The sequence below is a fragment of the Pseudomonas sp. YL2 genome (assembly GCF_023063025.1).
Lineage (GTDB): Bacteria > Pseudomonadota > Gammaproteobacteria > Pseudomonadales > Pseudomonadaceae > Aquipseudomonas > Aquipseudomonas putida_A.
The window spans coordinates 59,260-73,035 of the sequence record NZ_JAJSLU010000020.1 but is presented as its reverse complement, the minus strand read 5'-3'; the positions used below and the strand labels follow the sequence as shown (position 1 = coordinate 73,035).

Sequence of the window (13,776 nt, the reverse complement as noted above, 5' to 3'; positions counted from 1 at the left end):
GCGCAAGGCTGATGTTTTGTTCGAGGCCCGGTACAATCCGGGCCTTGTTGTCTCTATGTAACTGGACAGGATCACTATGCCGGCTTCATTCGTTCATCTACGCCTGCACACTGAATACTCCCTGGTCGACGGGCTGGTGCGGATCAAGCCACTGGTCAAGGCGCTGACCGGCATGAACATGCCGGCCGTGGCGGTCACCGATCAGAACAACATGTGTTCCCTGGTCAAATTCTATAAAAACGCCATGGGCGCCGGCATCAAGCCGATCTGCGGTGCCGACCTGTGGCTGTCGAACAAGGATCCGGACGGGCCATTGAGCCGGATCAGCCTGTTGGTGATGAACGCCAAGGGTTATCGCAATCTCACCGAGCTGATCTCGCGCGGCTTCATCGACGGCCAGCGCAACGGCATGATCATCATCGAGCGTGAATGGGTCGCCGAGGCCAACGAAGGCCTGATCATGCTGTCCGCCGCCAAAGAAGGCGAGATCGGCATGGCCATGATCAGTGGCAACCCGGACGAAGCCGAAACGCTGGCGCGCGAATGGATGGCGGTGTTCCCGGATCGTTTCTATCTGGAGATCCAGCGCACCAATCGTCCCAACGACGAAGAGCAACTGCACGGTGCCGTGGCCCTGGCCGACAAGCTCGGCGCGCCGCTGGTGGCGACCAACGACGTGCGCTTCATCAAGCAGGAAGACTTCGCTGCCCACGAAACCCGCGTGTGCATCGGTGAGGGCCGCGCCCTCGACGATCCGCGGCGTTCGAAGAATTACAGCGACCAGCAATACCTCAAAAGCGCCGAGGAAATGGCCGAGCTGTTCAGCGACATTCCCGACGCGATCGAAAACACCGTCGAGATCGCCAAGCGCTGCAACATCGACGTGAAGCTGGGCAAGCACTTCCTGCCCGACTACCCGATTCCCGATGGCATGACCATCGACGAATATTTCCGCAAGGTGTCGTTCGACGGTCTGGAAGACCGCCTCAGCGTATTGCTGCCCAAGGACACCACCGAAGACTATGAGGCCAAGCGTCAGGTCTATGTCGACCGGCTGAATTTCGAGCTGGATATCATCATCCAGATGGGCTTCCCCGGTTATTTCCTGATCGTGATGGACTTTATCCAGTGGGCCAAGAACAACGGTGTGCCGGTGGGCCCGGGCCGTGGGTCGGGTGCCGGCTCGCTGGTGGCCTATGTGCAGAAGATCACTGACCTCGATCCGCTGGAATACGACCTGCTGTTCGAACGTTTCCTTAACCCGGAACGGGTCTCGATGCCCGACTTCGACGTCGACTTCTGCATGGACGGTCGTGACCGGGTGATCGACTACGTGGCCGAGAAATACGGTCGCAACGCGGTAAGCCAGATCATCACCTTCGGTTCCATGGCCGCCAAGGCTGTGGTGCGCGACGTGGCGCGGGCCCAAGGCAAGTCATTCGGCCTGGCGGATCGTCTGTCGAAGATGATTCCGTTCGAAGTCGGCATGACCCTGGAAAAAGCCTACGAGCAGGAGGAGATCCTGCGCGACTTCATCAAGGTCGATGAGGAAGCGGCGGAAATCTGGGAGATGGCGCGCAAGCTTGAGGGCGTGGTGCGTAACGTCGGCAAGCACGCCGGTGGTGTGGTAATCGCCCCGACCAAGCTGACCGACTTCTCGCCGATCTATTGCGACGAGGCTGGCGATGGTCTGGTGACCCAGTTCGACAAGGACGACGTCGAGGCGGCCGGTCTGGTGAAGTTCGACTTCCTCGGCCTGCGGACCCTGACGATCATCGACTGGGCGCTGAAAACCATCAACCGTGACCGCGCCAAGGTCAACGAGCCGCCGCTCGATATCGCGTTTATCCCGCTGGATGACAAACCGACTTATCAGCTGCTGCAAAAAGCTGAAACCACCGCGGTATTCCAGCTCGAATCCCGGGGCATGAAAGAGCTGATCAAAAAGCTCAAGCCTGACTGTCTCGAAGACTTGATCGCACTGGTGGCCCTGTTCCGTCCGGGCCCGCTGCAATCGGGCATGGTGGATGACTTCATCAACCGTAAGCACGGTCGCGCCGAATTGGCTTATCCGCATCCGGATTACCAGTATGAAGGCCTGCAGCCGGTACTGGCGCCGACTTACGGCATCATTCTGTATCAGGAACAGGTGATGCAGATCGCCCAGGTCATGGCCGGTTACACCCTCGGTGGTGCGGACATGCTGCGTCGGGCGATGGGTAAGAAAAAACCCGAGGAAATGGCCAAGCAGCGCGGCGGCTTTATTGAAGGTTGTGCGTCGAACAATATCGACGCGGATCTTGCCGGTAACATTTTCGACCTGGTGGAAAAATTCGCCGGTTACGGCTTCAACAAGTCCCACTCCGCTGCTTACGGCCTGGTGTCGTACCAGACTGCCTGGCTGAAAGCCCACTACCCGGCGCCATTCATGGCGGCGGTGCTTTCGGCGGATATGCACAACACCGACAAGGTCGTGACCTTGATCGAGGAAGTGCGCACGATGAAGCTGCGCCTCGACGCGCCGGACGTGAACACTTCGGAGTTCAAGTTCACGGTGAACGACGAAGGCCGCATCGTGTACGGCCTGGGCGCGATCAAAGGTGTCGGTGAAGGTCCGGTGGAAGCGATTACCGAGGCTCGTCAGGCCGGTCCATTCAAGGATCTGTTCGACTTCTGCGCCAGGGTCGACCTCAAGCGCATCAACAAGCGCACGCTGGACGGTTTGATCCGCAGCGGCGCGCTGGATCGCCTCGGGCCGTACTTCCATGACGAGCAGAAGGCTTATCAGGCCAACATCGACCGCAACCGCGCGGTGCTGTTGGCGGCGATGGAGGAGGCGATCAAGTCGGCCGAACAGACCGCGCGCACCCGCGACAGCGGCCATGCCGACCTGTTCGGCGGGCTGTTTGTCGAGGAAGATGCGGACGTCTACGCGACGCACCGCAAGGCCAAGGAACTGACCCTCAAGGAGCGGCTCAAGGGTGAGAAAGACACTCTGGGCCTGTACCTGACCGGTCACCCGATCGACGAGTACGAAGGCGAGATTCGCCGTTTCGCCCGGCAGCGCATCATCGACCTGAAACCGGCCCGCGACACACAAACCGTGGCCGGGATGATCATTGCCCTGCGGGTGATGAAGAACAAGAAGGGCGACAAGATGGGCTTTATCACCCTCGACGACCGCTCGGGGCGGATCGAGGCGTCGCTGTTCGCCGATGCGTTCCACTCCGCGCAGTCACTGCTGCAGACCGACGCGATGGTGGTGGTCGAAGGCGAGGTCAGCAACGACGACTTCTCCGGCGGCCTGCGCCTGCGGGTCAAACGGGTGATGAGCATGGAAGATGCACGGACCAATCTGGCCGAGAGCCTGCGCCTGAAGCTGCACACTCAGGACTTGAAAGGCGATCAGCTACGCTGGTTGGGTGAGCTGCTCAAGCGTCACCGCGGGGCGTGCCCGATCACCATGGAGTACACCAGCCCCGATGCGAAGACCTTGCTGCAGTTTGGCGAGACCTGGCGAATCGACCCGGCGGATGCGTTGATTCAAGCCCTGCGTGACCAGTTCGGGCGAGACAACGTCTTCCTCCAATACCGTTGACCGGCAAGTGCCATCATTGCGCTTGCCCACAACCTGAATTTTTAATCTCGACCTCAGCGCGCCTCTCCCTTAAGGTAGGGCGCGAATAGACAACCGGCCGGCCCAAGCTCATTTGGGACACGACCCAAGACGGACGCCTATGAACCCGAATTTTCTAGATTTCGAACAGCCGATCGCCGACCTGCAAGCCAAGATCGAAGAGTTGCGCTTGGTCGGTAATGACAATTCGCTGAATATCGGCGATGAGATCTCCCGCCTGCAGGACAAGAGCCGCACGCTGACCGAAGACATCTTCGGCAAGCTGACCAGCTGGCAGATCGCACGCCTGGCGCGTCACCCGAAACGCCCGTACACCCTCGACTACATCGAGCACATCTTCACCGAGTTCGACGAACTGCACGGTGACCGTCACTTCTCCGACGACGCGGCCATTGTGGGCGGCGTTGCACGTCTGGAAGACCAGCCGGTGATGATCATCGGCCACCAGAAGGGCCGTGAAGTGCGCGAAAAGGTACGCCGCAACTTCGGCATGCCGCGTCCGGAAGGCTACCGCAAGGCCTGCCGTCTGATGGAGATGGCCGAGCGCTTCAAGATGCCGATCCTGACCTTCATCGACACCCCGGGTGCTTACCCGGGCATTGACGCTGAGGAGCGTAACCAGAGCGAGGCTATCGCCTGGAACCTGCGCGTGATGTCGCGTCTGAAGACCCCGATCATCGCCACCGTCATCGGTGAGGGTGGTTCCGGTGGTGCACTGGCGATCGGTGTCTGCGATCAGCTGAACATGCTGCAATATTCGACCTACGCGGTGATCTCGCCGGAAGGTTGCGCTTCGATTCTGTGGAAAACCGCCGAAAAGGCACCGGATGCCGCTGAAGCGATGGGCATCACCGCTGAGCGTCTGAAAGGCCTGGGTATCGTTGACAAGGTGATCGGCGAGCCTCTGGGCGGCGCCCACCGTGATCCGGCCGCTGCCGCTGCGTCGATCCGTGCCGAGCTGAGCTCGCAACTGGCGATGCTGAAGAAGTTCGACAACGAAGCGTTGCTCAAGCGTCGTTACGATCGTCTGATGAGCTACGGTCTCTGACAGATCTCGCAATACCCAATGTGGGAGCGGGCTAGCTCGCGAAAGCGGTATAACAGTCGACAGATGTGTTGATTGTTGAAACGCCTTCGCGAGCAAGCCCGCTCCCACATTTGATTTGGGCAAACAGTTAGATAGGGGTCAGTCCGTGAGTGATCTGCCGTCCCGGCTTCTGCTGAACGTTGCAGCCTGGCGCAATGCCAGGACCTGGCGCGTGGCTTTCTCCGGTGGTCTCGATTCCACCGTCCTGCTGCATCTGCTGGCCCATCTCGCCCAACACCATTCCCTGCCGGCGCTCAGCGCCATCCATATCCACCATGGCCTCCAGGCTGCGGCTGATGCGTGGCCGGCGCATTGTCAGTCGGTCTGCGATGCGCTGGGTGTGCCGCTGCACGTGATGCGGGTGACGGTGCAACCCGGCGCCAGTCTTGAAAGGGCGGCGCGGGAGGCGCGGTATGCGGCGTTCACCTCGCTGACCGAGGCCGGGGATTTGCTGCTGACCGGGCAGCACCGTGATGATCAGGCCGAAACCCTATTGTTTCGTTTAATGCGCGGTGCCGGCGTGCGCGGACTTTCGGCGATGCCGGCGCAGCGACCGTTGGGGCAGGGCACGCTGGTGCGGCCATTGCTCGACGTCACGCGCTCCGAGCTTGAGGCTTACGCCCGCGTGCATCAGTTGCACTGGATCGAAGACCCGTCAAACCAGGATCGGCAGTTCTCGCGCAACTACCTGCGCCATCAGGTGCTGCCGTTGCTCACCGCGCGCTGGCCGCAGGCGCAGGCGAGCATGGCCCGCAGCGCGGTGCACCTGCGTGAGGCGCAAGGCCTGCTCGATGAGCTGGCGCAGCTCGATCTCGCGCAAGCCGCCACGCCGAGCGAGTTTTCATGGCTGGGCCTACCGTCGCTGGAGCTGGCGCCGCTGACGAGTCTGTCCGCCGCTCGTCAGCGCAATGCACTCAGCCACTGGCTCGAACCGCTGACCCAGTTGCCCGACACTGACCATTGGTCGGGTTGGGACGACCTGCGTGGTGCTGCCAACGATGCATCCCCGGTCTGGTGTCTGGCCGACGGTGAGCTGCATCGCAGCGCCGGCCGGGTATGGTGGTTGAGCGGAGGCTGGCTGCGCGCGCCAGCGGTCAGCGTCGAGTGGCCTGACCCGTCGACGCCGCTACGCTTGGCGAATAACGGGCGTGTCATGTTCAGCGGGCAGACTCCCGTCGGGCCGCTGCGCATTGGCTATCGGCAGGGCGGCGAGCTGATGCATCTGGCGGGGCGCGGCCACCGCGATCTCAAGCGCCTGCTCAATGAGCGCGCGGTGCCGGGCTTCGTCCGTGGCAGATTGCCGCTGCTGTTTCGCGGCGCAGAATTGCTCGCCGTGGCGAACCTGCCGGGCCTTGACGGGCAGGGGCCGGACGGCTGGACATTGCATTGGCAGCCAACAGACGAAGATCAAGGTTTGAGATGAAAGGGGCATTCCGGTAGACTACGCTCCCTTCTTGATACAACTTCTGTGGATTCGCCTGAATTGCAGGAGTTGCCGATTACCAAGCAGTCTTTGCTGGGCGATTCCAAAAAATGTGTAGCGAGCAACGTACCGGTGTTTCATCTGCCGGTCTGTCCCAACGCGGCGGTTTTTTTGAAAGGTGCACTGTGATTAATGCAGGTGATCGGGGGCTTCGGCCTTCCTTCGCTTTCCCCGGCGGCTCGTACCGCTTTAACGCAGACTTCTAGGGTTTTTCATGACGCGCTACATATTCGTCACGGGCGGTGTTGTTTCTTCATTGGGGAAAGGCATTGCCTCGGCTTCATTGGCGGCCATCCTGGAGGCGCGGGGGCTTAAGGTCACCATGCTTAAGCTGGATCCGTACATCAACGTCGACCCGGGCACCATGAGCCCGTTCCAGCACGGTGAAGTGTTCGTCACCCACGACGGCGCCGAGACCGACCTGGACCTGGGCCACTACGAGCGGTTCATCCGCACGACCATGACCCAGAACAACAACTTCACCACTGGCCGTGTCTACGAGCACGTGCTGCGCAAAGAGCGCCGTGGTGACTACCTGGGTGCAACCATCCAGGTGATTCCGCACATTACCGACGAAATCAAGCGTCGCATCATCAAGGGTGCCGGCGATGCCGACGTGGCCCTGGTGGAAATCGGCGGTACCGTTGGCGACATCGAATCGCAACCGTTCCTCGAAGCCATCCGTCAACTGCGTGTGGAAGTCGGTTCCAAGCGCGCGATGCTGATGCACCTGACGCTGGTTCCGTACATCGCCACCGCTGGCGAAACCAAGACCAAGCCAACCCAGCACTCGGTAAAAGAGCTGCGTTCGATCGGCCTGCAGCCAGACGTGCTGATCTGCCGCTCCGACCATCCGGTGGATGTGTCGTCGCGTCGCAAGATCGCACTGTTCACCAACGTTGAAGAGCGTGCGGTGATCTCCCTGGAAGACGTCGACACCATCTACAAGATTCCGGCCGTGCTGCACGCTCAGGGTCTGGACGATTTCGTCGTCGAGCGTTTCGGCCTGCAATGCAATGGCGCCGACCTGTCCGAGTGGGAAAAGGTCGTCGATGCCAAGCTCAATCCAGAGCACGAAGTGACCATCGCGATGGTCGGCAAGTACATGGAACTGCTGGACGCCTACAAGTCGCTGATCGAAGCGATGAGTCACGCCGGCATCACCAACCGTACCAAGGTCAACCTGCGTTACATCGATTCCGAAGACATCGAGAACCAGGGCACTGCGCTGCTCGAAGGTGTCGACGCGATCCTCGTTCCGGGCGGCTTCGGTCTGCGCGGCGTGGAAGGCAAGATCACTGCCGTTCAGTACGCTCGTGAAAACAAGGTGCCGTACCTGGGCATCTGCCTGGGCATGCAAGTGGCGGTTATCGAGTTCGCCCGTAACGTGCTGGGCTGGAAAGACGCCAACTCCACCGAGTTCGATCGCGCCAGCGGCCATCCGGTCGTGGGTCTGATCACCGAGTGGGAAGACGCCACCGGCGCGGTTGAAGTGCGTACCGAAGCGTCCGATCTGGGCGGCACCATGCGCCTCGGCGCTCAGGAATGCCTGCTCGAAGCCGGCTCCAAGGTGCACGATTGCTACGGCAAGGACGTGATCGTTGAACGTCACCGTCACCGCTACGAAGTGAACAACAACCTGCTGCCACAAATCATCGAAGCCGGCCTGAAAATCTCCGGTCGCTCCGCTGATGCCGCGCTGGTTGAAGTGGTCGAAGCGCCGGATCATCCATGGTTCGTCGCTTGCCAGTTCCACCCGGAGTTCACCTCGACGCCACGTGACGGTCACCCGCTGTTCAGCGGTTTCGTAAAAGCTGCGTTGGCTCAACACCAGAAGAAGGCGTAACCCGATGGCACAGAAGATCATTCGCGTTGGCAACATCGAAATCGCCAACGACAAACCCATGGTGCTGTTCGGCGGCATGAACGTGCTGGAAAGCCGTGACATGGCCATGCAGGTTTGCGAGGAGTACGTGAAGGTCACCGAGAAACTCGGCATCCCTTACGTGTTCAAGGCCAGCTTCGACAAGGCCAACCGGTCTTCTGTGACTTCGTATCGCGGCCCTGGCCTGGAAGAGGGCATGCGCATCTTCCAGGACATCAAACAAGCCTTCGGCGTGCCGATCATCACCGACGTCCACGAGCCTGATCAGGCCGCGGTCGTCGCTGAAGTCTGCGACATCATTCAGCTGCCGGCCTTCCTGTCGCGCCAGACCGATCTGGTTGTGGCGATGGCCAAGACCAACGCTGTGATCAACATCAAGAAAGCCCAGTTCCTCGCGCCTCAGGAAATGAAACACATCCTGAACAAGTGCGTGGAAGCGGGTAACGATCAATTGATCCTCTGCGAGCGCGGTTCGAGCTTCGGCTACAACAACCTCGTGGTTGACATGCTCGGCTTCGGCATCATGAAGCAGTTCGAGTACCCGGTATTCTTCGACGTGACCCACTCGCTGCAAATGCCTGGCGGTCGTTCCGACTCCGCCGGCGGTCGCCGCGCCCAAGTCACCGATCTGGCCAAGGCCGGCATGAGCCAGTCGCTGGCCGGTCTGTTCCTCGAAGCGCATCCGGATCCGGACAACGCCAAATGCGACGGCCCTTGCGCCTTGCGTCTGGACAAACTGGAGCCATTTCTGGCCCAGCTCAAAGCCCTGGACGAACTGGTGAAGAGTTTTCCGACGGTAGAAACCGCGTAAAGCTCATTTCTCCGGTAAAGTACCGCACGATTTGTCGCACATGCCCTCGGGCATGTGCGTTGTCGTCTGCAAGCTGCCCGCTGCACACCACTTGCCGACGGTCAAAAGATTTCCTCTAGCTGCGTCGTTTTCGTCAACTTTGGAGTGTTTACAACAATGGCAAAAATCGTCGACATCAAAGGTCGTGAAGTTCTCGACTCCCGTGGCAATCCCACCGTGGAAGCGGACGTGCTTCTCGACAACGGCATCATCGGCAGCGCCTGTGCGCCTTCCGGTGCATCCACTGGCTCGCGTGAAGCGCTCGAGCTGCGTGATGGCGACAAGAGCCGTTACCTGGGCAAAGGTGTGCTCAAGGCGGTAGCCAACATCAACGGTCCGATCCGCGATCTGCTGCTGGGCACCGACCCAAGCGACCAGAAAGCCCTCGACCACGCGATGATCAAGCTCGACGGTACCGAAAACAAGGCAACCCTGGGCGCCAACGCCATCCTTGCCGTATCCCTGGCTGCGGCCAAGGCGGCTGCACAGGACCAGGATCTGCCACTGTACGCACACATCGCCAACCTGAACGGCACCCCGGGTGTGTACTCGATGCCGGTTCCGATGATGAACATCATCAACGGTGGCGAGCACGCCGATAACAACGTCGACATCCAGGAATTCATGGTGCAGCCGGTTGGCGCCAAGACGTTCTCGGAAGGTCTGCGCATGGGCACCGAGATTTTCCATCACCTCAAAGCTGTGCTGAAGGCCCGTGGCCTGAGCACTGCCGTTGGCGACGAAGGCGGTTTCGCACCGAACCTGGCGTCCAACGAAGACGCGCTGAAAGTGATCTCCGAAGCAGTGGCCAACGCCGGTTACAAGCTGGGCACCGACGTGACCCTGGCGCTGGACTGCGCGGCCAGCGAATTCTACGAAGACGGCAAGTACAACCTGTCCGGTGAAGGCCAGGTGTTCACCGCTGAAGGTTTCGCCGATTATCTGAAAGGCCTGACCGAACGTTATCCGATCATCTCGATCGAAGACGGTCTGGACGAGTCCGACTGGGCTGGCTGGAAGATCCTCACCGACAAGATCGGCGAGAAGACCCAACTGGTCGGCGACGACCTGTTCGTGACCAACACCAAGATCCTGAAAGAAGGCATCGATAAAAAGATCGCCAACTCGATCCTGATCAAGTTCAACCAGATCGGCACCCTGACCGAAACCCTGGAAGCCATCCAGATGGCCAAGGCTGCCGGTTATACCGCGGTGATCTCGCACCGTTCGGGCGAAACCGAAGATTCGACCATCGCCGACCTGGCCGTGGGCACTTCGGCTGGCCAGATCAAGACCGGTTCGCTGTGCCGTTCCGACCGCGTTTCCAAGTACAACCAACTGCTGCGTATCGAAGAGCAGTTGAATGGCAAAGCCAAGTACAACGGTCGCTCCGAGTTCCGCGGTTAAGCAGTAGATGGTAAAAAGACACCGGATTGTGTCGGAAAAGTCGTGACAGCGATGGATTTGCCACTAATCTGATGCCTTACATGCACAAGCCTGGATCTTCCAGGCTTCGTGCTATCAGACGTTTCAAAGTTTTGGCGTGGCTGTCTTTTTTCACTGGATACCTGATATTCGATGCGCAGTCCTTACTGGTTGTTTCTCGTTTTGCTCTTGCTGCTGGCCGGTCTGCAGTACCGCCTGTGGGTGGGCAATGGCAGTCTGGCGCAGGTCGCCGAGCTGAAGCAGCAGATTGCTGATCAGCACGCCGAGAACGAAGGCCTGCTGGAGCGCAATCGGGTGATGGACGCCGAAGTCAGCGAGTTGAAAAAAGGCATGGAGACCGTTGAAGAACGGGCTCGCCATGAGCTGGGCATGGTCAAGGACGGTGAAACCCTTTACCAGCTCGCGCAATGATCGATTCTCTGCCGGCCTTCTGGGCCGTGATTCCTGCCGCGGGCGTCGGTGCCCGAATGGCCGCGGACCGTCCCAAGCAATATCTGCAACTGGGCGGGCGCACAATTCTCGAACACAGCCTCGGCTGTTTCCTTGATCACCCTAGCCTCAAAGGGCTGGTGGTCAGTCTGGCGGTTGATGATCCTTATTGGCCAAACCTGGCTTGCGCCAGCGACTCGCGGATTCAGCGGGTCGAGGGCGGCACGGAGCGTTCCGGGTCGGTGCTGAACGCTTTGCTGCATTTGCATGCGCAGGGTGCCGATGACGATGACTGGGTGCTGGTGCACGATGCGGCACGGCCCAACCTGAGTCGCGACGATCTCGACAAGTTGCTGGTTGAACTGGCGGATGATGCCGTCGGCGGTCTGCTGGCCGTGCCGGCGCGCGATACCCTGAAGCGGGTCGACAAGCACGGTCGTGTGCTTGAAACCGTGGATCGCAGCGTGATCTGGCAAGCCTATACGCCGCAGATGTTCCGTCTCGGTGCCTTGCATCGGGCGTTGGCCGACAGTCTGGTGGCGGATGCGGTGATTACCGATGAAGCCTCGGCGATGGAGTGGGCCGGTCTGGCGCCGCGCCTGATCGAAGGGCGGGCGGACAATCTCAAGGTCACCCGGCCGGAAGACCTGGAGTGGTTGCGTCAACGTTGGGCTAACCGTCGCTGATTGCTGTGGCGCTTGTTCGATCGCTTTCGCGAGCAAGCCCGCTCCCACCCTTGAATTGCGCCGAACACAAATTTTGCATTCACCGCCGATCCCCTGTGGGAGCGAGCTTGCTCGCGAAGGCGGTCGCACGGACAACCCATCACTCAGCCCCGATACTCCGGCCGCTCGGCCAATCCTTCCTTCAAGAAATCCACCAGCTTGCGCACCTTCGGCGACAAATGCCGCTGCTGTGGATACAACGCCCACACCGCCGTATTCGGCGGCTGATGCGCCTCCAGCAGCGAAATCAGCGCACCACTGTGCAAATGCTCCAGCACGTAATAGTCCGGCAACTGACACAGGCCTACCCCTTGTAGCGCCGCATCCAGCACTGCTTGCCCACTGTTGCAGCGCCAGTTTCCCTGCACGCGCTGGGAAAATTCCCGGCCGTTCTGTTCCAGTTGCCACAGATCCGAACTGCCGATCAGGCAATTGTGCCGGCTCAGTTCCGACAAGCTGTGTGGGCGGCCATACCGTTCCACGTAGGAAGGAGACGCGCACAGGTACATCCGACGCGGCGCCAGGCGGGTGGCGACCAATCGAGAATCCTGCAATCGGCCCAGACGGATCGCCAGATCCAGTCCCTCATGCACCAGATCGAGTTGGCGGTTACTCAGCTCGATATCAACGCGCAGTTGCGGGTATTGCCCCATGAACCGCGTCACCAACGGCACGATAAACCGCTCGCCATAGGCCACGGCGCAGGTCATGCGCAGCATGCCTTTCGGTTCGCTGGTCAGGTCGCCGACCGCGCGCAGGGCTTCTTCGCGACCGTCCTGCAGGCGCTGACAATGCTGCAGAAAGGTCTGACCGGCTTCGGTCAGGGTCACACGACGGGTGCTGCGGTAGAGCAGGCGCGTCTGTAATCGATCCTCCAGCCGTACGATTTGTCGACTGATGTGTGAGGAAGAAACCCCAAGGCGTTCGGCCGCAGCGGTGAATTGGCTGCATTCGGCGACGGCGACGAACTCGTCGATACCTTCCCAGCGGTTTTCGGACATTTGATTATCCCTGTACAGCAATAATATTTTGCATTTGTCCGGATTATTAATCAGTTGGCGCTGAACTACACTGCCGGTCTGGTTTTTTATTCATTGGATTCACTGGAGAGTCAGCATGATCAAGTCGCGCGCCGCCGTTGCCTTCGAGGCCAAGAAGCCGCTGGAAATCGTAGAAGTCGATGTGGCCATGCCCAAGGCCGGTGAAGTGTTGCTGCGCGTGGTGGCTTCCGGGGTTTGCCACACCGATGCCTACACCCTGTCCGGTGCGGATCCGGAAGGCATCTTCCCGTCGATCCTTGGCCACGAAGGTGGCGCGATCGTTGAAGCCATCGGCGAGGGCGTCACCTCGGTCGCCGTCGGTGACCACGTGATTCCGCTGTACACCCCGGAATGCGGCCAGTGCAAATTCTGCAAGTCGGGCAAGACCAACCTGTGCCAGGCGATTCGCGCCACTCAGGGCAAAGGCCTGATGCCGGACGGCACTTCGCGCTTTTCCTACAAGGGCCAAACGATTTTCCACTACATGGGTACTTCGACGTTCTCGGAATACACCGTACTGCCGGAAATCTCCGTGGCGAAAATCGCCAAGGATGCGCCGCTGGAAAAGGTCTGCCTGCTCGGTTGCGGTGTAACCACCGGTATCGGTGCGGTGATCAACACCGCCAAGGTCAAGCCGGGTGACACTGTGGCGATCTTCGGTCTGGGCGGCATCGGTCTGTCGGCCGTCATTGGTGCAGTGAAGGCCAAGGCCGCGCGCATCATCGCCATCGACATCAACCCGGCCAAGTTCGAGATCGCCAGGCAGTTGGGCGCCACCGATTGCGTCAACCCGAAAGACTTCGATCGTCCGATCCAGGAAGTGATCGTCGACATGACCGATGGCGGCGTCGACTTCTCCTTCGAATGCATCGGCAACGTGCAACTGATGCGCGCGGCGCTGGAATGCTGCCACAAGGGCTGGGGCGAATCGGTGATCATCGGTGTTGCCGGTGCCGGTCAGGAAATTTCGACCCGTCCGTTCCAGCTGGTGACCGGTCGCGTCTGGCGTGGTTCGGCATTTGGCGGCGTGCGTGGTCGTACCGAGTTGCCAAGCTACGTTGACATGGCGCAGAGCGGCGAGATCCCGCTGGATACGTTCATCACTCACACCATGGCTCTGGAAGATATCAACAAGGCCTTCGACCTGATGCACGAAGGCAAGAGCATCCGCACCGTTATTCATTTCTGATCATT

10 protein-coding genes are annotated in these 13,776 nt (G+C 60.1%); 9 read left to right on the top strand and 1 reads right to left on the bottom strand.

The genetic code is table 11. The annotated features are described in order from the left end of the window. Positions 1 to 76 precede the first annotated feature (76 nt). From dnaE to ispD, 8 genes are all read left to right on the top strand, one after another. On the top strand, positions 77 to 3,598 hold the full coding sequence (gene dnaE / locus LVD08_RS23705; RefSeq protein ID WP_097086450.1) for a DNA polymerase III subunit alpha: 3,522 nt from the start codon (positions 77 to 79) through the stop codon (positions 3,596 to 3,598). A gap of 139 nt (positions 3,599 to 3,737) precedes the next feature. Further along, the gene (locus LVD08_RS23700; protein WP_064586192.1) at positions 3,738 to 4,685 is read left to right on the top strand and encodes an acetyl-CoA carboxylase carboxyltransferase subunit alpha; all 948 of its coding nucleotides are present in this window, start codon (positions 3,738 to 3,740) and stop codon (positions 4,683 to 4,685) included. A 145-nt stretch (positions 4,686 to 4,830) separates the two neighbouring features. Continuing rightward, positions 4,831 to 6,147, top strand: a complete 1,317-nt coding sequence (tilS, locus tag LVD08_RS23695; RefSeq protein WP_247269400.1) for a tRNA lysidine(34) synthetase TilS — start codon at positions 4,831 to 4,833, stop codon at positions 6,145 to 6,147. Between the two features lie 274 nt (positions 6,148 to 6,421). Next, positions 6,422 to 8,053, top strand: a complete 1,632-nt coding sequence (locus tag LVD08_RS23690; protein ID WP_003222153.1) for a CTP synthase — start codon at positions 6,422 to 6,424, stop codon at positions 8,051 to 8,053. A gap of 4 nt (positions 8,054 to 8,057) precedes the next feature. Further along, positions 8,058 to 8,903 carry a 3-deoxy-8-phosphooctulonate synthase gene (gene kdsA / locus LVD08_RS23685; protein ID WP_098967470.1) on the top strand — a complete coding sequence of 282 codons (846 nt, stop codon included), beginning with the start codon at positions 8,058 to 8,060 and terminating at the stop codon, positions 8,901 to 8,903. A gap of 156 nt (positions 8,904 to 9,059) precedes the next feature. Continuing rightward, positions 9,060 to 10,349 (top strand): phosphopyruvate hydratase, encoded by a 1,290-nt coding sequence (gene eno / locus LVD08_RS23680; RefSeq protein WP_003222156.1) that lies wholly within the window; start codon positions 9,060 to 9,062, stop codon positions 10,347 to 10,349. A gap of 171 nt (positions 10,350 to 10,520) precedes the next feature. Next, positions 10,521 to 10,799 (top strand): cell division protein FtsB, encoded by a 279-nt coding sequence (gene ftsB, locus LVD08_RS23675; protein WP_007964293.1) that lies wholly within the window; start codon positions 10,521 to 10,523, stop codon positions 10,797 to 10,799. Continuing rightward, positions 10,796 to 11,503 (top strand): 2-C-methyl-D-erythritol 4-phosphate cytidylyltransferase, encoded by a 708-nt coding sequence (gene ispD, locus LVD08_RS23670; RefSeq protein WP_027611041.1) that lies wholly within the window; start codon positions 10,796 to 10,798, stop codon positions 11,501 to 11,503. The genes ftsB and ispD overlap by 4 nt, the downstream gene beginning before the upstream one ends. 143 nt (positions 11,504 to 11,646) lie before the next feature. Here ispD and LVD08_RS23665 read toward each other — a convergent pair whose 3' ends face one another. Continuing rightward, a complete protein-coding gene (locus tag LVD08_RS23665) occupies positions 11,647 to 12,543 on the bottom strand; it encodes a LysR substrate-binding domain-containing protein (RefSeq protein ID WP_007964295.1) in 897 nt (298 codons plus the stop codon). Between the two features lie 115 nt (positions 12,544 to 12,658). Here LVD08_RS23665 and LVD08_RS23660 point away from each other — a divergent pair, with 115 nt between their 5' ends. Further along, the gene (locus LVD08_RS23660; protein ID WP_247269399.1) at positions 12,659 to 13,771 is read left to right on the top strand and encodes an S-(hydroxymethyl)glutathione dehydrogenase/class III alcohol dehydrogenase; all 1,113 of its coding nucleotides are present in this window, start codon (positions 12,659 to 12,661) and stop codon (positions 13,769 to 13,771) included. The last annotated feature ends 5 nt before the right edge of the window (positions 13,772 to 13,776 follow it).